The following is a 20,827-nucleotide window of genomic DNA, read 5'->3' as shown; positions in this document are numbered from 1 at the left end:
GCGTCCGTGGGGGTCGTCAGTGCGGCGGGAGCCGTGGCGGGGTCGTCCTTGACCATGCCGAGGAACGTACGGGCACTTATGCCGACGGTCAAGCAAAAGTTGCGCGTCGGCTGGCAGAGTTATCCCACCGTGACATGCCGAAGTCCGGCGACCGCGGCGAGGAGGCGACACTGTGCGCATGGACGAGCCGCTGCGGACCACCCGCTCCCCCGGCATCGGCGACCTGCTGCAGCTGCTGCGCGACGGCCGCCCCCGCACCCGGGCGGACCTCGCCGCGGTCACCGGTCAGGCGCGCTCGACCGTCGCCGCACGCGTCGACGCGCTGCTCGCGACCGGCCTCGTCGCACCCGCCGGTGCGTCGTCGTCCACCGGCGGCCGACCGCCCGCCACGTTCGCGTTCCACCCCGCCGCCGAGGTCGTGCTCGCCGTCGACCTCGGCGCCACGCACGCGCGCCTCGCGGTCACCGACCTCGCGGGCACCGTCCTCGCCGAGCACGGCGAGCCGATCACCATCGCCGACGGGCCCGACGTCGTCCTGCACCGCGTGGCCGAGCTCGGCCAGCGGCTCCTCGACGAGGCGGACCGACCCCCGGGCGACCTCGCCGCGGTGGGCGTCGGGCTGCCGGGACCGGTCGAGCACGCCACCGGCCGGCCCATCAACCCGCCGATCATGCCCGGCTGGGACGACGCCGACGTGCCGGGCCTCCTCGGCCGGCTCCTCGACGCGCCCGTGCTCGTCGACAACGACGTCAACATCATGGCCGTCGGCGAGCACGTGACCTGCTGGTCCGGCGTCGCGGACCTGCTGTTCGTCAAGGTCGCCACCGGCATCGGCGCCGGCATCGTCACCGACGGCCGCATCCGGCGCGGCGCGCAGGGTGCCGCCGGCGACCTCGGGCACATCGCCGTGCCCGGCGGCGCCGACAGGCCGTGCCGCTGCGGCAACACCGGCTGCCTCGAGGCCGTCGCGTCCGGGCAGGCGCTCGCCGCCGACCTCGCCGCGCGCGGGCTGCCGGCGGGCTCGGGCGGCGACGTGGTCGCCCTCGTCCGGTCGGGCGACGTCACCGCGTCCGCCGCGGTGCGCGAGGCCGGGCGCAGCATCGGTGCCGTGCTCGCCGCGACCGTGAGCATGCTCAACCCGTCGGTCATCGTCATCGGCGGGCGCGTCGCCGACGCCGGCGAGCACCTGCTCGCCGGCATCCGCGAGGTCGTCTACGCGCGGTCCCTGCCGCTCGCGACGCAGCACCTGCGCATCGTCGCGTCGCGGACCGGTGAGCGCGCCGGCGTGCTGGGCGCCGCGGCGATGGCGGCCGAGCACGTGCTGTCGCCGGCGGCGGTCGACGCGCGGCTGGTCGCGCCGGCGGTGGCCGCCGCGCAGTGAGGTCCGCCGTGCTGTTCGCGGTGCCGGCCGTGGTGCCGGCCGTGGTGCCGGCCGTGGCGGCCGCTCAGCAGGTGGCGGTGGGCGCTCCGGCGACGGCCTGACGGCGGTACGCGTACCGGTGCGCGGGGACGAAGCCGAGCCCCGCGTACAGCGCGTGCGCCGCCCCGTTGTCCGCCTCGACCTGCAGGAACGCCCGCGTCGCACCGCGCCCGGCCGCCTCCCGCAGCGCGAGCAGCGTCAGCGCCCGGCCGAGCCCCCGCCGGCGCGCCGACGGCGCGACCTGGAGGCACGACAGCGCCGCCCAGCCGTCCGCGAGTGCGGCGCGGACGATCCCGACCGGCACGCCGTCCGGGCCGACGGCGGCCAGGTGCACCGCCGGCGCCCCGGCGAGCAGCCGCCGGCCCGTGTCGCGGGTGCCGCCCTTGAGGCCGACCCAGGTGTCCAGCCACGCCTCGTCGGGCGCGTCCGCGACGCGGAGCGCGAGCCCCTCGGGCAGCGCGTCGACGGCGGCGGGGGCCACCGGCTCCCGCACGAGCACGTCCGTGACCACGCCGCGCGCGTACCCGCGGGCGTCGAGCTCGTCGACGAGCCCGGACGCCGCGCCGGGGTCCCCGACCCGGAACACCGCGGGCTGACCGGCGGCCGCGTACAGCGCCTCCACCGCGTCGACCGCCGCGCCCAGGTCGTCCGGCTCCCCCAGCGGCAGCACCGAGTTGGCGCGCTGGGTGAACCCGTCCGACAGGCCGACCTGCCACGGGCCGACGTGCTCAACGCGCAACGGCGGCCACGTCGCCGCCTCGACCCGGGCGCCCGGTGCCGCCGGCACGTCCCACGTGTAGACGAGCATCGGCAGGCGGCCGACCGCCCAGTCGCGCTCCGGCGTGCGCACCCACCCGAGCCGGTCGTACAGGCGCTGCGCGGTCCGCATCGCCTCGAGGGTGGTGAGCACGACGCGGCGGGCGCCCGTCGCGGCGGCCTCGGCCAGGGCGGCGCGCACCAGCACGGCGGCGAGCCCCCGGCCGCGTGCGTCGGGCCGCACGGCCAGCATGCGCAGCTCCACCTCGCCGTCGCGGGCGATCTCGGCGTACGGCGTGCCCGCCGATGCCAGCGTGATCGTGCCGAGCACGTCGTCGGCGCCGTCGTCCCCGGGCACCGTCGCGACGAGCACGTGCGCGTGGTCCACGCGGTGGGCGGCGTCCCGCAGCTCGCCGACGTACGGCGAGTCGGCGGGCACGAGGCCGTCCGCGACGTAGACGTCCGCGACGAGGGCACCGAGCGCCGCCGCGTCGGCCGGGACGGCACGGCGCAGGCGCACCGGTCCGCGCGCCGCCGTCCCGACGGAGGGCGCGTCGCCGGACGTCCCCGCCGCCACGTCACGGCGCACGTCGCCCCCAGCACTCATCGGTCCTCCTCGCCGTCCGGCACCCGCCGGGTCACTCGTACATGCGCCGGTAGCGCGACGCCCAGCACAGCGCGTCGACGGCCTCGTCGTCCAGCCACGGGTGCCGCGGGCGCAGCACCGCGGCGAACGCGGGCACGAGACTCCGGTCGACCGCCGCCGACGCCGGCACGTCGATCCCGTCCGCTTCGTCGTGCAGCGCGACGACGACCGCCCGCAGGTCCGTGGCGCGCCCCGGCGGCGCGAGCGCGTCGACCGCCTCCGGCCGCCGAGACGGCCGGACCGCCTCGCCCCACCCGACGTACCGCACCAGCGCCCGGTTCACGAGCCGGGCGGGGAACCCGTGGACCTTCTGCCCACCCGGGTGCGACGTCACCTGTCCCCGCCGACGAGGTGGAGGGTGATGACGGCCACCGCGACGAGCAGGACGACGCCGCACGCCAGGTGCACCCAGCCGAGCGACGCCGCGAGCCGGAGCTCCCCGGGTGCCTGCGCGACGGCCGGCCGCTGCGGGTCCACGTAGACCGTGATGCGCGTGCCCGCAGCCGGCAGCGGGCCACGCACGAAGCGTGCGGAGCGGCCGCGGTGCCGGAAGGGCCGGCCGTCGACGTGGTAACCGAGGTCGAGGTACCGACCGTCGACCGCCAGGACCGTCGCCGGCACGGGCGCCGCCCTCTGCTCGCGGGCGCGCCCGGTGCGGACGATCGCCGCACCGGCGACCACCAGCGTGAGCCCGGCAAGGGCTCCCAGGACGAACACACCCCACGTCATCGCCACGTGCCGACCTGCCCGTCGACGCGGGCGGCCGGCTGCTCGGCGCCGGGAACGATCACGGGATCTCCTCGTGGTCGGAGAGCAGGGGCAGGTCGAGGCGGGCGCGGCCGCCGGCGGATCGCGCGTCGCAGGTGGCGTCCACGTACGACACCGCGTCGCCGTCCCGCAGCTCCGGTGGGCGCACGAGCCGGGACAGCACACCCGGGTGGTCGGGCCAGGGCCCGCTCACCACGGCGCGCTCCTCCGAGGCACCCGAGCGTCCGGCCGGCGGCCGGGCACGGACACCGCTCAGCCCGTCGTGCCGACGCGCAGCGTGGCCCACTCGGCGAGCTCCGCGACGGCGCGCGCCACCGACACGGGCGCGCTGTCGAGCGGGACGCGACCGCCGAACAGCGAGTACAGGTGGCGGCCGGCGCCGACGTCGACCGACCGCGCCAGCGCACGCTCCGGCCCGCGCAGCGCGACGTGCGCGCTGAACCGCCGGTGCACGCCGAGGGCCAGCCCCTCGACCTCGCCGTCCCGCCGCCGGCCGAGCACCGCCCAGTCGTCGTGCAGGAAGCGCGTGAGCGCCGCCTCGACCCCCGGCAGACCGGGGTCCTGCTCGTACCCGCGCACGACCGTCGCCGCACCGCGCGGGTCGCGGCGGTGGCGCGCCAGGTACGCGTCGGGCAGCGTCGCCTCGGCGCGCTCACGCGCCTGCGCGAGGACATCGCGGACCGCCGCCCCGAGGTCCTCCCCCGCACTGGTCAGGTCGACGGGCGGCAGGCCGAACCCGTCGAGGCGCGCCCACGCGCCACCGGACCGCACGCCCACCGTCACGACGTACGCACCGAGCAGCACGCCCTCGGCCGCGGCCGAGGCCGACCGCAGCCGCGGCTCGGCGACGTCGTCGCCCAGCACCGCCGTCATGGCGTCCGCGCACCAGCCGGCCCACTGCAGCGCCGGCGACGAGGCCCGCTCCTGCGGGCGCACCGCGTGCCACAGGCCGTCGGCGTGCACGTCCCGGTCGACGAGCAGGCCGTGCCCGGTCAGCACCTCGAGCTGGCGCGCGAGCACGCCGTCGTCCGGGACCGTGCACGGGTCGACCGGGAAGGTGACCGGCTTGCCCGAGGCGACCGCGTCCTCGACGAACGGCACGACGTACGCGTCGACGTACTGCTCGACCGACAGGTCCTGCTCCGCGCGCACCTGCGCGGCCTGCGGCAGGTCGAAGAAGGCGGCCGGCTGCTCGGCGCCGGGAACGGTCACGGGATCTCCTCGTCGTCGGCCCGCGGGGGCAGGTCCAGGCGGGTACGGCAGTACTCGTCGAGCACACGGTAGGCGCGGCGGATGGAACCCGGCGTCCTCCCGCCCCACATCGGCTCGCCGGGCAGCCCTCCGAGCCCGAACCTCGACGACAGGCGCAGCCCGCGGACGAAGTTGCCGCGCGGCCGCTCCAGCCCCGTGGTCACGACGAAGGTGTCGTACAGCACCGTCCTGACCATGTCCTCGCCGTCGTCCGGCACCGGCACGGGCTCGGACATCACGCCCTCGAAGCGCTCCCGCAGCAGGACCAGCACGTCGTCGAGGGTCGTGACCTCCGGCGCCTCGCGCAACGGCTCGTCGCGGGGCATCGCGCTGCGCACGGCCAGCCACTGCACGTAGCGGTCGGGCAGCGCATCCCGGACCCGGTTGCGCGCGACGGCGACGGCCTCGGGGACCGCGCCTCGCCAGCCACCCTCCACGCGCACCCGGTCCGGCACGCCGGCCGGCGCGTCGAGCGCCACGTCGACCCCCTGCTCGTCGAGGCGCAGCTCGAAGGGCACTGCGAGGTACAGCACGCCGCTCGCCGACCGGGCGTCACCGGTCGCCCCCACGTAGGAGACGACGTTGGCGGCGACCACCTCGGGCGGGCCGACGAGCCGGGACAGGTCCCCCGGGTGGTCGGGCCAGGTGCCGCTCACCGCAGCCCGCTGCCCGGCGGCACCATCGTCCAGTACGTGCCGTTGTCGACGAACTCGTAGTTGTTCGGCGGCTCGCGGAGGAACCGGAACTCGTTGCCCAGGGCGGACTGCTCGTGCACCGGCAGCCGCGGGTCGTGCGAGAAGTCGATGGGCTTCCCGCTGGCCACCGCGTCCTCGAGGAACGGGAGGTTGTACGCCTGGAACATCCCGTCGTCGTCCAGCCCCTGCTCGGTGCCCACCGCGCTCCAGCGGTCGGCCGGGTCGACCTCGTCGCCCAGGGAGAAGTAGACGTGGTCGTCGCCGGCCTCACGGACGTAGCTGACGCCGCCGTGCTCGAACCTGCCGAGCATGTAGCGGTCCGCATCGGGGTTGTGCACCGACGCGTCGCGCAGCTCCAGGTACCGCTCGGGCGTGACGTTCGAGGGCTTGTGCGCGAGCGGGTCGGGCGTGCTCGTGCCGTCGGGGTCCGTGCCGTCGGGGTCCGTGCCGTCGGGGTCCGTGCCGTCGGGGTCCGTGCCGTCGGAGTCCGTGCCGTCGGGGTCCGTGCCGTCGGGGTCCGTGCCGTCCGGGTCGTCCGGGCGGGTGCCGGGGCCGTCCGTGCCGTCGCCGTCCGGGAGACGCGGCGGGTCGACCTCGGGCACGGCGAGGTCGACCTCGGGCGCGCGCGGTGGCATCGGCGGAGTCGTCCCACCGCCACCGGTCGTGCCACCGCCACCCGCCGTGCCACCGCCACCCGCCGTGCCACCGCCACCCGCCGTGCCGCTGCCACCGGGCACGCTGCCGTCCGTGTGCCCGCCGGGGGGCGTGCCGTCGCCCGGGGGGCGTGGTGGCGTGCCGTCCGGTGTGCGCGGCGGCGTGCCGTCCGGTGTGCGCGGGGGTGTCGGGGCGTCCGCGCCCGACCGGCCGAAGCCCGGCAGGTCGAGCTTCTTCAGGCTCCGCAGCAGCGGGCCGACCAGGTCGCCGAACCGGCGGAACAGCGTCCCCAGCTCGTCGACGATGCCGCGCAGGCTGCCGATCGAGCGCACCAGCCGCGTCATCGTCGTCATCAGCCGCGCCGAGAGCGACGCCACCTTCGACGCCGCCTGCGCCGCCACGTACGGCGCCGCCGCACCCAGCGTCAGCGCCAGCTCCGCCGCGTACGAGATCACCGACCCCACGACCTGCGCGATCGCGTCCCGCACCAGGTCGTGCACGACCTGCACGATCACCGAGGCGACCTGCATGCCCGTCGACATCGCCGACGCCCAGTCCCCCGCCGCCGCGACGTGGTCCGCCGCGTCCTGCTGGAACCGCCGGTACGCCTCGATCGTCGCCCCGTCGCACGCGTCCAGGTCCGACAGCACCCGCCGCAGCTCCGCCGCCGAGCCCGCCAACGACGTCGAGACGTTGCCCCACGTCGCGGCGAAGGACGCCACCTCGTCGGCGTCGCCGGTCAGGTCGTCCAGCCAGCCCTTGAGCGGCTGCAGGTGCTCCATCACCCAGCCGAGGCCGGCCGCGATCAGCGAACCCAGCGGGTCCATCGCCGTCGCGACCGTGTCCAGCGCCAGCGAGAACGCCGCAAGACCGCCCTCGACCCACGACTCGTTCTGGATCGCCGAGACCAGCGCCTCACCCGACTCCAGCAGGAACGCACCCTGGAACGGCGTCGTCGTGTCGACGACCGGCGCCACCAACGGGTTCGCCGTCACGCCGTCTCCTGGGGGAACGTCATGCCGCCGGACGTTACCGACGACCGGGCGCTTCGGGCGATCCGCCCACGCTCCGGACGGTGCACATCACCCGGACGGCCGACGACGGTCCACCCGGTCCCTCAGGGGAGCGGGAGCTCGCGGACGGTCCCCGCCACGTCGACGAGCTCGTCCCTCGGCGCCACCGCCTCGAAGAAGCCCGGCTCCACCTCACCGGCTCCGAGCCGGGCGACCTCGCCCCCGGACGGCTCCTGCAGCAGGACGCGTGCCCCGTCGCCCGCCGTGTCGAGCACCCGGACGCGCACCGACCGCCAGGTCGCCTCGAGGACGGTGGCGGACACCTGGGTGCACTCGGCCACCGGCACCCGTCGCACCCACGTCATCGGGCGCGCGGGCGTGAACCCCTCCGGCTGCGCCGGCCCCGCGGCGACCAGCTCCACCTGTCCGTCGCCGACGAGATCGGCGGCGTGCTCGACCCCGCGCCAGACCGCACGCGGTCCGACGAACCGCACCGGCGGCGCGTAGGCCTGCGCACCCGACCAACCACGAGCCGCACCCTGGTAGACGCCGACCAGCTCCTGCCGCCCGTCCGCCGCGATGCGCCAGCACTCCGCACCGAGCGGGTAGCGCGTCCGCTCGAGCACCCAGGCACGCACGAGGTGCGGCGAGCGCAGGAAGCCCGTGCCGTAGGTCGGCCAGGGCGCGTCCGGCACGTCACGCGGGGTGGTGAGGCGCATGAGCGGGTCGACCGGGAACCGCACGACGTCCACGTGCTCCAGCGATGCGCCGACACGGTCCGACTCCCACCCGTACGCGGACGCCACGTCCGCCGCGGTCGTCAGCCGCGCCGCCTCGCCGGCGAGCGTGACGACGCCGCCGACGTTCGACGACCCGTTGCTCAGGACGTCGGCCGACTGCCACGGCAGCAGAGCCTTCTGCAGGACCGTCACGCTCACGGGTGCTCCTCCGTCTCGGTGGTCCCGGCGGTGCCGTCGGGGTCGTACCCGTACCAGTCACCGATACCGTGCGGCGTGACGACCTCCACGAGGTCCGTCAGCTCGCTGACCGGAACGACGGCCGTGAAGCCGTCGTACTGGTTGCCCTCCAGCCCCATGAGCTCCGCGAGGCGCGGGTCCCGGTCGTAGACGACTCGGACGTGCTGGTCGTCGACGACGACGACGCCGACCTCCTCGCCGTACCAGCGGGCGGTGTGCCCGCGGCTGAAGAAGCGCGCCACGTCCCGGACAGGTACCCGGACGCTGTACCGGCCCCCCGACTGCGTGACCTTCTCGGGCGCGAAGAGGGCGACCTCCTGCGGGTCGAGGAGGAGCAGGATCGCGTCGGCCGCTTGGTGCGGCGGGTGCGACTGGACGATGTAGGGGAACTCACGACCGCCGACGACGGCGAACTGCCCCCAGGAGCGCAGACCCGCGGTACTGGACTGCCGGTCCGTCATCGCACCCGCACCCACGCGCCGGTGTCGTCCAGGACAGCCGCGAGGCGCTGCGTCCCGTCCTGGAGGACCTCCCACATCTCCGTGCCCTCTTCCATGAGGTACGGGCTCGCCGCCGGCTGGTCGATGCGGTACTCCGGGATCAGCGCATCCGACTTGAGGAATCCGTTGCCCGTGTACGGGTCGTGCCACCCGTCCGTCCTCCCGGTTCCGCCCATGTCGCTGAACCGGGAGATCTCGGCGACGTCGCGGCCGAGCATGGTCCGCACCACGTACACCGACTCGTCGTGGGGCAGGAACGTCACGTCGTCGTAGTCGAGGCGTAGCCCCTGGTGGATGCCCGCGACGGTGTCCAGCATCGCGGAGTCCTCGACGCGCGTGATCGACCCGGACAGGACCCGCGAGGACGGCGCCGCGGCGGTCGCCGGATCGAGCACCGCCTGCGCCTGCGCGTTCGTCAGCACCTTCTGAACCACGTCCCCCACGCCGGGCGGCGGCAGAGCGTCGGCGATCTCGCGCAGCGCGGCCTTCTCGGCGGACGACAGGTCGGCGACGGGCGTCTGGACGATGCGCACCAGGTCGTCCCGGCTCCACGGTGCCAGCCCGTGCCGGGCGAACAGGGCGTCGTCGGCCAACCGCTCGTCGATGACGTGCGCTGCCGTGCGGCTCGTGTCGATCTGCTCCGGGGCCCAGGAGGTGGTGTGCTGGCCACCGTTCTCGAGGCCGTAGACGCGCTGGTGGGCGCCGTCGACGAACGACCACCGGTCGAGCGGGTCGGCCGGGCCGCCCGGCGCCGGGGTGCCGGGGGCGTCGGAGGGACCACGGGCCGGTGTCGACGGCGCGTCCGCGCCCGACCGGCCGAAGCCGGGCAGGTCCAGCGTCCGCAGCCTGCGCAGCAGCGGGCCGACCAGGTCGCCGAACCGGCGGAACAGCGTCCCCAGCTCGTCGACGATGCCGCGCAGGCTGCCGATCGAGCGCACCAGCCGCGTCATCGTCGTCATCAGCCGCGCCGAGAGCGACGCCACCTTCGACGCCGCCTGCGCCGCCACGTACGGCGCCGCCGCACCCAGCGTCAGCGCCAGCTCCGCCGCGTACGAGATCACCGACCCCACGACCTGCGCGATCGCGTCCCGCACCAGGTCGTGCACGACCTGCACGATCACCGAGGCGACCTGCATGCCCGTCGACATCGCCGACGCCCAGTCCCCCGCCGCCGCGACGTGGTCCGCCGCGTCCTGCTGGAACCGCCGGTACGCCTCGATCGTCGCCCCGTCGCACGCGTCCAGGTCCGACAGCACCCGCCGCAGCTCCGCCGCCGAGCCCGCCAACGACGTCGAGACGTTGCCCCACGTCGCGGCGAAGGACGCCACCTCGTCGGCGTCGCCGGTCAGGTCGTCCAGCCAGCCCTTGAGCGGCTGCAGGTGCTCCATCACCCAGCCGAGGCCTGCCGCGATCAGCGAACCCAGCGGGTCCATCGCCGTCGCGACCGTGTCCAGCGCCAGCGAGAACCCCGCAAGACCGCCCTCGACCCACGACTCGTTCTGGATCGCCGAGACCAGCGCCTCACCCGACTCCAGCAGGAACGCCCCCTGGAACGGCGTCGTCGTGTCCACGACCGGCGCCACCAGCGGGTTCGCCGTCACCGCTCCGGGACCGCCTGCACCGCGCCGGAGATCGGCTCCAGCTCCCCGCGGATCTGCTCCTCGAGCGCGGCGAAGTCGGCGACCACGGCGGCGATCTGGTCGGCGCTGCGGTCGACGAGGTCCTGCGCCTCCTGGATCGCGTCCAGCGCCGCCTGCGAGACGGCGACCGCGGGCGGCACGAGGACGGCGCAGAGGATGCCGAACGCGCCGCCGCCGAGGTTCAGGCCGGCGGCCGCGGAGTGCGCGGTGGCGATGTCCGCGGACACCGACCGCACGCGGCCGACGTGCGCGGTGACGACGTCGCTGTCGAGGACGATCCGGTCCTGGCTCATGCTCCCCCTCGGTGCGTCGGGCGCGGTGTCGTGCGGCGGGCGGGCGTCACGTCCACCGGATCTCGTCGCGCTGCGTGCGCGGGTCCTCCGGCGGCGTCATGCGCGCCAGCTCGGCACGCAGGTTCGTCGCCACGCCGGACTCCGCCCCGAACGTCCCCTCGACGAGGGCGATCGACTCCGTCGCGGCCTGCCGCTGCGCGGCGCCGACGGTCTCGAGGATCAGCGCGGACAGGTCGCGCGGGTCGAGGCGCAGGGCGTCCTCGTGCAGGTCCAGCGCGGTGATCCGGCCCGTGGTCTCGACGGTCACGCGGACCTCCCCGCGTGGCGAGCTCGCCTGGCCGCGCACCTGCTCGAACTGGTCGCGCACCTGCTCCGCGCGCCGGGCCGTCTCCTGCGCCTGGGCCACCTGCTGCTCGATGCGGGCCACGAGGGCCTCCGTCTCGAAGCCGCCACCGGGAACCGTCATGGTCCCGGAGGTTACCGACGACCGGATGGTCCGGACGATCCGCCCAGCCCCCGGACGCCGGACGTCACCCGCACGGCCGAGCGCCGCCCGCCCGGTCACGCGTCGGGCGCGTCACCGGCGTCCGGGTCCGGCCCCTCGCCCTCCGCGGCCTCGGGAACGTCGCCGACGGCCGCCGGCCCACCGGCCAGCAGCGCGACGAACCCGGCCTCGTCGAGGATGCGCAGGCCCAGCTCGAGCGCCTTCGCCTCCTTGGTGCCGGCGTTCTCCCCCACGACGACGTAGTCCGTCTTCTTGGAGACGGAGCCCGACGCCTTGCCGCCGCGCGCGATGATCGCCTCCTTCGCGCCGTCGCGGCTGAACCCCTCGAGCGACCCCGTGACGACGACCGTGAGCCCCCCGAGCGTCGGCGTCATCGACTCGTCCCGCTCGTCGCGCATCCGCACCCCGGCGGCCGCCCACCGGTCGACGACCTCCCGGTGCCAGTCCCCCTCCGGACCGGTGAACCACTGCACGAGCGACTCGGCGATGACGGGCCCGATGCCCTCCACCTGCGACAGGTCGGTGACGGCCTGGGCGGGGTCGCCCTCGACGACCGCGCGCAGCGCCTCCATCGAGCCGAACCGGGTGGCCAGCGCGCGGGCGGCCGTCGGCCCGACGTTGCGGATCGACAGCGACACGAGCACGCGCCACAGGTCCTTGGTCTTCGCGGCGTCGAGCTGGTCGAGCAGCGTGCGCGCCGACTCCGACGGCTCCCAGTCCGGCAGCGTGCGTCCCTCGGCCGCGGCCGCCGCCTGCGCCGCCTTCGTGTGCTTGAGCGTGCGGCGGAACGGCGCGCGGCGGCGCACGCGCCCGTCCTCGTCCTCGCGCGGCAGGCCCGTCTCCGGGTCGCGCACGACGACCTCGACCTGCGCGAGCAGCGCGGTGCCGCGCTCCCGCACGCGCGCGATCTCGTCCGCGGGGGCGTCCAGGGCGTAGCCGACGAGGTCGAACAGGTACGCCTCGTTGGGCACCGGCGGGTCGGCGGGCACCTCGGGCTGGGTGAGCGCCGCGGCCGTCACCTCGCCGAGCGCCTCCACGTCGAGACCGCCGCGGGACCCGATGTGCTCGACCCGCCCGCGCACCTGCGCCGGGCACGAGCGCGCGTTCGGGCAGCGCAGGTCGATGTCGCCCTCGCGCATCGGCCGCAGGGGCGTGCCGCACTCGGGGCAGTCCGTCGGCATGTGCCACGTCACGCGCTCGACGTCGTCGTCCGGCGCGGCGGGCGCGGGACCGACGATCTCCGGGATGACGTCGCCGGCCTTGCGCAGCACGACCATGTCGCCGACCCGCACGCCCTTGGCGGCCACGACCTCCTGGTTGTGCAGCGTCGCCTGCCGCACCGTCGACCCGGACACCACCACGGGCTCCATGACGCCGAACGGCGTCGCCCGCCCCGTGCGGCCGATGCCGACCTCGATCGCCAGCAGGCGGGTGTTCACCTCCTCCGGCGGGTACTTGTAGGCGATCGCCCAGCGCGGCGCGCGGCTGGTCGCGCCGAGGCGGCGCTGCGACGACCGCTCGTCGACCTTGACGACGATCCCGTCGATCTCGTGCTCGACGTCGTGCCGGTGCTCGCCGTGGTGCGCCACGAAGGCCTGCACCTCGCCGAACGCGTCCAGCACGCGGGTGTGCGGGGAGACCGGGACGCCCCAGCCGGCCAGCAGGTCGTACACCTGCGACTGCCGCGTGATCTCCGGCCCGCCCCGCAGCGCGCCGATGCCGTGCGCGTACATGCGCAGCCGGCGCGACGCGGTCACGCGCGGGTCCTTCTGCCGCAGCGAGCCCGCCGCCGCGTTGCGCGGGTTCGCGAACGGCGCCTTGCCGGCCGCGACCTGCGCGGCGTTCAGCTCCTCGAACGCCTCGACCGGGAAGAAGATCTCGCCGCGCACCTCGATGAGCTCGGGGTGCGTCGCGGGATCGCCCGCCAGCACGTGCGGGATGGTCGAGATGGTCCGGACGTTGAGCGTCACGTCCTCGCCCGTGCGCCCGTCGCCGCGCGTGGCCGCGCGCACCAGCCGGCCCCGCTCGTACAGCAGCGCGATCGCGAGGCCGTCGATCTTGAGCTCGCACAGCCAGTGCACGTCCGGCGTCTCGAGGTCGCGCACGACGCGGTCCGCCCACGCGCTCAGCTCCTCGGCCGAGAAGACGTTGTCCAGCGAGAGCATCCGCTCGACGTGGTCGACCGCGCCGAACTCCGTCGAGAACGTGCCGCCCACCCGCTGCGTCGGCGAGTCGGGGGTCCGCAGGTCCGGGTGGGCGTCCTCGAGCGCGGCGAGCTCGCGCATGCGTGCGTCGTAGTCCGCGTCGGACGACGTGGGCGCGTCGCGCAGGTAGTACGCGAACTGGTCGGCCTCGAGCGACGCCGCGAGCTCGGTCCAGCGCCGCCGCACCTCGGCCGACGCGGGCACCGGCGGGACGCCGGTCGCCGCGCCGCCGGCCACGTCGTCGCCGGCCACGTCGTCGCTGGTCGCGTCGCCGCTGGTCACGTCGTCGCTGGTCAGGTCCTCGCCGGTTGCTGCACGCGCGTCGTCCACCCGCCCATCCTGGCGCACGCCACCGACAGGCCGCCCACCGGACGCGCGCGGCGCCCGGCGGGCGCGGTCAGCCGTGCCGCGACGGCTGGAACGCGAGCTGCCCCTGGAACAGGCCGCGGTCGCGGCTGACCACCTGCACGCGCCCCGGGGGGCCCTGCACGGCCTTGACGCGGCCGATGAGCTGGCCCTCGTCGGGGTTGCCCGACAGCAGGATGCCCGTCGTGCCCAGGTCGCTCAGGCGCTGGAGCACCTGGTCGTACGCGGCACGGCTCGCGCCACCGGTGTGGCGGGCGACGACCACGTGCAGACCGAGGTCGGCGGCCTGCGCGAGCAGCGGGACGATCGGCAGCATCGGGTTGCCCTGCGACGTCGCGACCAGGTCGTAGTCGTCGACGAGCACGAAGCCCTCGGCGCCCTTCCACCACGACCGCGTGCGGAGCTGCTCGGGCGTGACGTCCGGGCCGGGCACGCGGGTGCGGAAGAAGGCGGCGAGGTCCTCCATGCCGCCCTGCGTCGTCTCCGCCGTCGTCAGGTACGCGCCGAGGTACTCCTGCGGGATCTCGCCGAGCAGCGCGCGCCGGTAGTCGACGACGAAGATCTTCGCCTCCTGCGGCGTGTACAGCCGCTGGACCTCGGCCGCGAACGTGCGCAGCAGCGACGTCTTGCCGGCGTCCGACTCGCCGTACAGGAACAGGTGCGGCTCGTCGGCCGGGTCGAGCCCGAACGGCGCGAGCGCGTCCTCGTCGACGCCGAGCAGGATGCGCCGGTCGTCCGGCCCCGCGGCGGCGCGGAGCTCGTCGAGCGGGAGCATCGTCGGCAGCAGGCGCAGGCGCGGGCCGGCGGGACCGCGCCACGCCGCCCGGGTGCGGGCCACGAGGTCGGCGACGCCGTCGGCCAGCGTCGACGGGTCGCCCGAGCCGTCGACGCGCGGCAGCGCGCCGAGCATGTGGAGCTTCGTCGGCGTGAGGCCGCGGCCCGGCATGGACGCCGGCACGTTGGCGGCCGCGCGGCGGTCGACCTCGGAGTCGCCGGCGTCGCCGAGCCGCAGCTCGAGCCGGGTGCCGATGAGGTCCTTGACCTGCGGGCGGATCTCCATCCAGCGCGTCGCCGAGACCATGACGTGCACGCCGTACGAGAGGCCGCGCGCCGCGATCGACTGCACGGTCGCCTCGAGCGCCTCGAACTCCCCGCGCAGCGTGCCCCAGCCGTCGACGACGAGGAACACGTCGCCCCAGCCGTCGTCCGCCGTGCCGGCGGCCCGGCGGGCGCGGTACGTCTCGATCGAGTCGATGCCCTGCTCGCGGAAGTACTGCTCGCGGCGGTCGACGACACCCGCGACCTCGGCGACCGTGCGGCGCACGGCCTCCGCCTCGGTGCGCGTGGCGACACCGGACACGTGCGGCAGGTCGCGCAGGCCGATGAACGTGCCGCCGCCGAAGTCGAGCACGTAGAACTGCACCTCGAGCGGCGTGCGCGTCAGCGACAGCGCGACGACCGTCGAGCGCAGCAGCGTGCTCTTGCCGGACACCGGGCGGCCGACGACCGCCATGTGCCCCGCGGAGCCGGACAGCGACACGACGAGCGGCTCGCGGCGCTGCTCGAGCGGCACGTCGACGACGCCGACGGGCACGGTCATGGTGCCGGCCTCGCGCCAGCGGCGGCTGACCAGGCCCAGCGCCGGGTCCGGCGCCAGGTCGCCCAGCAGCTCGTCGAGCGGGTCCGGGGTCTCCAGCGGCGGCAGCCACACCTTGTGCGCCTGCGGCCCGCGGCCGGTCATCCGGTCGACCGCGATGTCGAAGGTCACGCGGTCGTCGCGGCCCTCGGCGGCCACCGTCGCCGGGTCCAGCACCTCGACCTGCTCCGGCTCGACCGGCGCGGCCACGGGCGCCGCCGTGAACGACGTGACGGCGCGCACGCCGCCGCCGTCGGCCCGGCGCGTGATCTCGGCGCGGCGCGGCGGGCGCCCGGAGACGTACGCCGCCTTGAACTGCGTCATGCCCTCGGTGCCGACCTTGAGGTAGCCGACGCCCGGCTCGCGCGGCAGGTCCACCGCGTCCGGCACGCCGAGCACGGCCCGCGACTCGGCGCCGGAGAACGTCCGCAGGCCGATGCGGTAGGACAGGTACGTGTCGAGCCCGCGCAGGCGCCCCTCCTCGAGGCGCTGCGAGGCGATCAGCAGGTGCACGTGCAGCGAGCGGCCGACGCGGCCGATCGCGACGAAGCTGTCGACGAACTCCGGCTTGGCCGACAGCAGCTCCGAGAACTCGTCGACGACGACGAGCAGCGCGGGCAGCGGCGCGAGGTCGGTGCGCCCGCCGCGGCGGGCCTTCTCGTAGTCGCCGACGTTCGCGAAGTTGCCCGCCGCACGCAGCAGCTCCTGGCGCCGCGTCATCTCACCGGTCAGGGCGTCCTGGAACCGGTCGACCAGCGACAGCTCGTCGGACAGGTTCGTGATGATCGCCGACACGTGCGGCATGCCCGCCATCCCGGCGAACGTCGCGCCACCCTTGAAGTCGACGAGGACGAAGTTGAGCTCCTCCGGCGAGTGCGTCAGCGCCAGCGCGAGGACGAGCGTGCGCAGCACCTCCGACTTGCCGGAGCCCGTCGCGCCGATGAGCACGCCGTGCGGACCCATGCCCTGCTGGGCGGACTCCTTGAGGTCGAGCACGAGCGGTGCGCCCGCCGTGTCCTGGCCGATCGGCACGCGCAGCCGGTCGCGCTCCAGGCGGCCGCGCCAGGCCACGTCGAGGTCGACGTCCCGCACGTCGGGCAGGCCGAGCAGGTCGACCAGCTCCTCCTGCGCGGACCCGCGCGCCTCGACCGCCGCCGGCCCGGAGTACAGCGGCATGAGCCGTCGGGCGGTGGCCTCCGCCTCGACCTCGGTGCACGCGTCCGGCGTGAACGCCGCACCGGCGCCGCGGGCCTGCACGAGCTCCGCCGTGAGCCGGTCACCCACCCGGCCGAGCGCGACGCGCGCGGCCGTCTCGTCCTCGAGCGCGCCCCAGCGCGCCGGCAGGTCGAGCACCGTGACGCCCTGCACACCGCCCTCGCGCAGCGCGGGGTGCGCGCCGTGCAGCGGGACGCCGTCGACGACGACGAGCACGTGCGGGGTCTGGTCGCCGCCGGGTGCGAACCGCGGCCGCTGGCCGAGGTCGGCGGGCAGCAGGTCGTCCAGGGCGGCGAACGACCCGACGACCATGCGCGCGGGCCCGGCGCCGTCCTGCACGCGCCGCGAGTGCGCGTGCGGCAGCCACTTCACCCACTCCCAGCGGGCCAGCGACGACTCGTCGGCGACGACCGCCACGACGAGGTCCTCGGGGTGGTGCAGCGCCGCCGCGCCGATGACGACGGCACGCGCGAGCGCCCGCACGTCGTCCTCGGGCCCCGTGACCTCGAGCCGCGACCAGCCGTCCAGGCGGACGCCGAACGGCAGCTCCGGCACCTCCTCGTGCGTGAGCATGAAGCGGTGCGCCGCGGACGCCGCGACGGGGTCGAGCTGCGCGAGCGGCGGTAGCTCGGGCGCCTCGAGGACGAGGGCCGCCGGCTGGCCGGCGACGCCCAGGCGCACGTCGAGGAAGTCGGCGTCGTGCGAGCCGCGCTCCCACACGCGCGTGCGCTCCTCCGCGAGGAACGGCAGGGTCGACGGGGCCGGGTACTGCCAGTGCGCCGCGCGGCGCTGCTGCCGCGCGGCGGTCCGCACGGTCGTGCGCAGCTCCGTCAGGTACGCGAGGTACTCGCGGCGGGCGTCGAGCAGCTGCGCGGCACGCTGCGAGCGCTGCCGCCAGCCGTTGGCCGCGACGAAGCCGAGCGACGACAGCAGAAACATGCCGCCCGTGAGGAAGCCGGTCGGCCCGGCGTTCGAGATCGTCACCATGACGATGGCGCCCACGGAGCCGAGCATCGGCAGCAGGGACGTGAGCATCGACGACGTGTCGTCGGCGGCCGCGAGCTCGGGCGGCGGCTGGAGCGTCACGCTGCCCGACGGCACGCGGGGCGGGGCGAGGCGGGAACCGGGCACGGGGTCAGGCCTCCGGGACGACGGACGAGACGGTGAACACGCGGCGGCCGACGCGCACGCGGTCCCCCTCGGTGAGCTGGACGGTCGTGCGCGGCGGCAGGACGGTGACCTCGCCGTCGTCGCCGAGCACCGCGGTGCCGTTGGCGGAGCCGAGGTCGGTCACGCGGACGCCGTCGCGCGTGTGCTCCAGGCGCAGGTGGCGCCGGGAGACGGTGCTCTCGGGGTCCTGGAGCACCACGGGGCGGTCGCCGGCGACGACGGCCTCGGGCGAGCGGCCGAGCACGACCGCGGCACCCAGCGGGACGAGCTCGCGCTGCCCCGTGTCGACGACGAGCAGCACGGCGGCGCCGGCGACGGGGACGGGGGCCGCACCCGCGCCCGCGCGGGTGACCACCGCAGGTAGCGCCCCGGTCTGTGGGCCCGCCGGCGGGGCGTCCGTGCGCTCCGGCGCGCGTGACCCACCGGTCTGCGCGACGACGACGGGCTCGCCGAGCACGCCGCCGCCCGGCAGGCCCGCGGGCGCCGGGACGGCCGGGACCGGGCCGGGCGGGACGGGACCGGGCGGGACGGGACCGGGCCCGGTGAGCGGGCGCCCGGCGTCGGGCTCCTGCCACGGCAGGGTGAGGTCGGGCGTCGTCGCGCCGGCGCCGGCGGCCATCACGGTGAGACCGGGCGCGACGGGCGGCACGGACGCGGTCGACGCGGCGCGGCGGCGCGGGACCGCGACGACCACCGTGCCGGCGGCGCGGTCCGCCCACGAGCGGCGCCGCCCGGTGCGGTCGAGGGCCGCGGACGCGACGACGCCCCAGGCACCCACCACGGCGACGAGCCCGCCGAGCCCCACGACGAGGAGGCGGACGAACGACCGGCCGGCGCCGGGCGACCACGGCCGGTCGTCCTGCGCGGTGCGCAGGCGCAGCAGCGCGTTGCCGACGGTCAGCCCGGTGCGGGCCTGCCAGACCCACAGGGCCACGACGGCCTCCACGCCGACGATCGCGGTGAGGACGACGGAGCGCGTCGGCAGCCACACGGCCGCGACGACGAGCGCCAGCGCCAGCACGTCGAGCGTGAACGAGGCGAGGCGTGCGCCGACGCCGGCGGCACGGCCGGCGAGGTGCTCGCCGAGGTCGCCGTCGGCGCGCCGGCGCTCGCCGCGCGTCCCCGCGTCGGCGGGCTGCGCACCGGCGCTCCCCCGCGGCAGCGCGCCGCAGCTCGGGCACGGCCCGTCCGTCGGTGCGGGGGCGCCGCAGCACCAGCACGCCGTCGTCGTCCCCGTCGTCTGAGTGGTCATCCCGACACCGCCGTCCGTACGAGCTCCAGGCCACCGGCCGCGAGCAGCGCCGCCGGCATCGCGAGCACCGTCGCCATGCCCTGCAGCACGTCGCCGGTGCGGGACAGGGCGAGCGACCGGGCGCCGCGCCCGAGGGGCACCGCGACCACGGCCGCCGCGACGCCCACGAGCGCGAGGAGTCCCGCGACGAGCGTCTCGGTGCCGGGGCCCACGGTCGCGCCCAGCGCGCGCAGCCCCACGACGGCCGCGACCACCGTCGACGCGCGCACGACCCACCGCAGCGCCGGGACGCTCTCGGTGCGCGCGAGCAGCAGCAGGCCGAGCAGGTAGCACAGCACGAGGGCGACCGTGCCGCCGACCACGAGGCCGCCCGACGGGTGCACGGGCACGGCCACCGGCAGCGCGGCGGCACCCACCAGCGCCAGGGTGATCGTCGCCGTGACCCGGGCGGCCGACGCCGCGACGACGTGCGCACGGATGTCGTCGCCGTCGATCGCCCCCGGGTCGGCCGGCACCGTGCCGCGCACCGACCAGCGGTTGCGCAGGTAGCGGCCGTAGTCCATGAAGTAGCCCTCGTCGATCTGCAGCAGCGCGGCAGGCACGGCGCGCAGCGCGACCGGCACGGCGCCGGCGGTGAGCGCCGCCGCGGCCTGCACCGGCCAGCCGAGCAGCAGCACGAGCCCCCACAGCGCGCCGACGCCGGCCGCGACCGCCGCCACCGCGCCGAACGCGGCCCGCCACGGGCCCGCGTCGGCCAGGGCGACGCCCGCGACGCCGAGCACGCCGGCGGTGGCCGCGGCGGTGAGGACGTCGAGCACGCTCGCGCCGTACCAGCCGTCCGGTACGAGCGTCACGGCGCCGGCGACGGTGAGGGCCACCGGGGTCGCGACGCGCAGCGGCGCCGGCAGGTCGTCACGGCGGCGGGTCGCGAGCACCGCGGTGCCGAGCGCCGCCACGCCGAGCAGGGCCGCCACGAGGAGGGTCGCGCGCTCGTCGAGGAGACCGGGCGCCACGACGTCGAGCGCGAGCGCCACCGCGGCGGCGGCGAGCAGCGCCCACCACGCGGGCGTGTCCGCGCCCCGGCCGGCCACCCGCCGGGCGCGCGCGGCACGGCGGGCGTCCTGCACCCGGACCGCGGGGTCGACCACGGTCAGCAGCACGCCGTCCTCGAGGTCGGTCACGGGCGTCGTCGGGGCCGTGGGGCGGTCCCCGACGAGCAGCGTCAGCCCGGGGTCGTCGAGGACGACGCCCGCGGCGCCCAGGGCGTCGCCGAGCGTGCCCGTCGCGGGGAGCGCGACGTCGAGCCGCCGGTCGCCGTCGAGCACGGCGAACCGGCGCGGAGGTGCGGTGGTCACGGGCGGGGCGACCGTCCTGCCGCCGCGCGGAGGGGACGCGGGCGCGTCCCGCTGTCGCTCTCGCTCACGTGCACCCCTCCGTCGTCACCAGTCCCGCTGCCGCACCGCCGCGCGGGCGGGGCCCGTCGGACGCCGCCGCGGTGCGTGGACGCGCACACGGTACGCCGCGTCGCACCGCGGCTCCCCGGTCGTATCGGCAGACGGGGCCGCCCACTGGAGCACTCCGGTGGGCGGCCCGACCGTCAGCGCTCGCCCGGCCCGGCCGAGAGCGGCCGCGGGGCGACGTCGTCCTCGTCCTCCAGCCGCGGGGCCAGCGGACCGCCGAGGCCCTTGCGACGGTCGCGCGTGGACGCACCGGAGCCCGCACCGCCGCCACCGCCGGCCATCATGCCCGTCGTGCCGCCCGCGCCCGTGCCACCCGCACCGCGCGCACCCGCCGCGGCGCCGCCGTCGGCCAGGCCCGCCGCGCCGCGCACGCCCGCCGCGCCCGCGCCGGACGCCGCACCGGTAC

18 protein-coding genes are annotated in these 20,827 nt (G+C 76.5%); 1 reads left to right on the top strand and 17 read right to left on the bottom strand.

What is annotated here, in order from left to right; all coding sequences use genetic code 11:
* The first annotated feature begins 178 nt into the window (after positions 1-178).
* Complete coding sequence (locus ACFUMH_RS10370) at positions 179-1,381, top strand: ROK family protein (protein ID WP_378204385.1); 1,203 nt, start codon at positions 179-181, stop codon at positions 1,379-1,381.
* Positions 1,382-1,445: 64 nt separating this feature from the next.
* On the opposite strand, the gene ACFUMH_RS10365 is transcribed toward ACFUMH_RS10370, so the two are convergent.
* The 17 genes from ACFUMH_RS10365 to ACFUMH_RS10285 form a co-directional block, all read right to left on the bottom strand.
* Complete coding sequence (locus tag ACFUMH_RS10365) at positions 1,446-2,783, bottom strand: GNAT family N-acetyltransferase (protein ID WP_378204382.1); 1,338 nt, start codon at positions 2,781-2,783, stop codon at positions 1,446-1,448.
* A 31-nt stretch (positions 2,784-2,814) separates the two neighbouring features.
* The gene (locus tag ACFUMH_RS10360; RefSeq protein ID WP_378204379.1) at positions 2,815-3,156 is read right to left on the bottom strand and encodes a hypothetical protein; all 342 of its coding nucleotides are present in this window, start codon (positions 3,154-3,156) and stop codon (positions 2,815-2,817) included.
* A complete protein-coding gene (locus ACFUMH_RS10355) occupies positions 3,153-3,557 on the bottom strand; it encodes a DUF3592 domain-containing protein (protein ID WP_378204376.1) in 405 nt (134 codons plus the stop codon). The genes ACFUMH_RS10360 and ACFUMH_RS10355 overlap by 4 nt, the downstream gene beginning before the upstream one ends.
* A gap of 52 nt (positions 3,558-3,609) precedes the next feature.
* Positions 3,610-3,783, bottom strand: coding sequence for a hypothetical protein (locus ACFUMH_RS10350; protein ID WP_378204373.1), 174 nt, complete (start codon positions 3,781-3,783; stop codon positions 3,610-3,612).
* Positions 3,784-3,842: 59 nt separating this feature from the next.
* Positions 3,843-4,802, bottom strand: coding sequence for a hypothetical protein (locus ACFUMH_RS10345; protein WP_378204370.1), 960 nt, complete (start codon positions 4,800-4,802; stop codon positions 3,843-3,845).
* The gene (locus ACFUMH_RS10340) at positions 4,799-5,497 is read right to left on the bottom strand and encodes a hypothetical protein (protein ID WP_378204367.1); all 699 of its coding nucleotides are present in this window, start codon (positions 5,495-5,497) and stop codon (positions 4,799-4,801) included. The genes ACFUMH_RS10345 and ACFUMH_RS10340 overlap by 4 nt, the downstream gene beginning before the upstream one ends.
* Positions 5,494-7,185 carry a hypothetical protein gene (locus tag ACFUMH_RS10335; RefSeq protein ID WP_378204364.1) on the bottom strand — a complete coding sequence of 564 codons (1,692 nt, stop codon included), beginning with the start codon at positions 7,183-7,185 and terminating at the stop codon, positions 5,494-5,496. Before ACFUMH_RS10335 ends, ACFUMH_RS10340 begins: the two co-directional genes overlap by 4 nt.
* A 122-nt stretch (positions 7,186-7,307) precedes the next feature.
* A complete protein-coding gene (locus tag ACFUMH_RS10330) occupies positions 7,308-8,141 on the bottom strand; it encodes a hypothetical protein (protein WP_378204361.1) in 834 nt (277 codons plus the stop codon).
* Positions 8,138-8,641, bottom strand: a complete 504-nt coding sequence (locus ACFUMH_RS10325; protein WP_378204358.1) for a hypothetical protein — start codon at positions 8,639-8,641, stop codon at positions 8,138-8,140. Before ACFUMH_RS10325 ends, ACFUMH_RS10330 begins: the two co-directional genes overlap by 4 nt.
* Positions 8,638-10,281: a hypothetical protein gene (locus ACFUMH_RS10320; protein ID WP_378204356.1), complete on the bottom strand. Its 1,644-nt coding sequence runs from the start codon at positions 10,279-10,281 to the stop codon at positions 8,638-8,640. The genes ACFUMH_RS10325 and ACFUMH_RS10320 overlap by 4 nt, the downstream gene beginning before the upstream one ends.
* Positions 10,278-10,613 (bottom strand): hypothetical protein, encoded by a 336-nt coding sequence (locus tag ACFUMH_RS10315; protein ID WP_378204353.1) that lies wholly within the window; start codon positions 10,611-10,613, stop codon positions 10,278-10,280. Before ACFUMH_RS10315 ends, ACFUMH_RS10320 begins: the two co-directional genes overlap by 4 nt.
* A gap of 46 nt (positions 10,614-10,659) precedes the next feature.
* Positions 10,660-11,079: a YbaB/EbfC family nucleoid-associated protein gene (locus tag ACFUMH_RS10310; RefSeq protein WP_378204350.1), complete on the bottom strand. Its 420-nt coding sequence runs from the start codon at positions 11,077-11,079 to the stop codon at positions 10,660-10,662.
* A gap of 95 nt (positions 11,080-11,174) precedes the next feature.
* Positions 11,175-13,559, bottom strand: a complete 2,385-nt coding sequence (gene ligA / locus ACFUMH_RS10305; RefSeq protein WP_378204403.1) for an NAD-dependent DNA ligase LigA — start codon at positions 13,557-13,559, stop codon at positions 11,175-11,177.
* 160 nt (positions 13,560-13,719) lie between these two features.
* Positions 13,720-17,625, bottom strand: coding sequence for a type VII secretion protein EccCa (gene eccCa, locus ACFUMH_RS10300; protein ID WP_378204347.1), 3,906 nt, complete (start codon positions 17,623-17,625; stop codon positions 13,720-13,722).
* A 49-nt stretch (positions 17,626-17,674) separates the two neighbouring features.
* Positions 17,675-18,961: an FHA domain-containing protein gene (locus ACFUMH_RS10295; protein WP_378204344.1), complete on the bottom strand. Its 1,287-nt coding sequence runs from the start codon at positions 18,959-18,961 to the stop codon at positions 17,675-17,677.
* Positions 18,958-20,316: a hypothetical protein gene (locus tag ACFUMH_RS10290; RefSeq protein ID WP_378204341.1), complete on the bottom strand. Its 1,359-nt coding sequence runs from the start codon at positions 20,314-20,316 to the stop codon at positions 18,958-18,960. The genes ACFUMH_RS10295 and ACFUMH_RS10290 overlap by 4 nt, the downstream gene beginning before the upstream one ends.
* Positions 20,317-20,558: 242 nt before the next feature.
* A partial coding sequence (locus tag ACFUMH_RS10285) for a hypothetical protein (RefSeq protein ID WP_378204338.1) occupies positions 20,559-20,827 on the bottom strand: 269 nt, incomplete at its 5' end.

It is taken from the genome of Cellulomonas sp. NPDC057328 (assembly GCF_042667215.1).
Taxonomy (GTDB): Bacteria; Actinomycetota; Actinomycetes; order Actinomycetales; family Cellulomonadaceae; genus Cellulomonas.
This window is presented reverse-complemented; position numbering and strand designations above follow the sequence as displayed.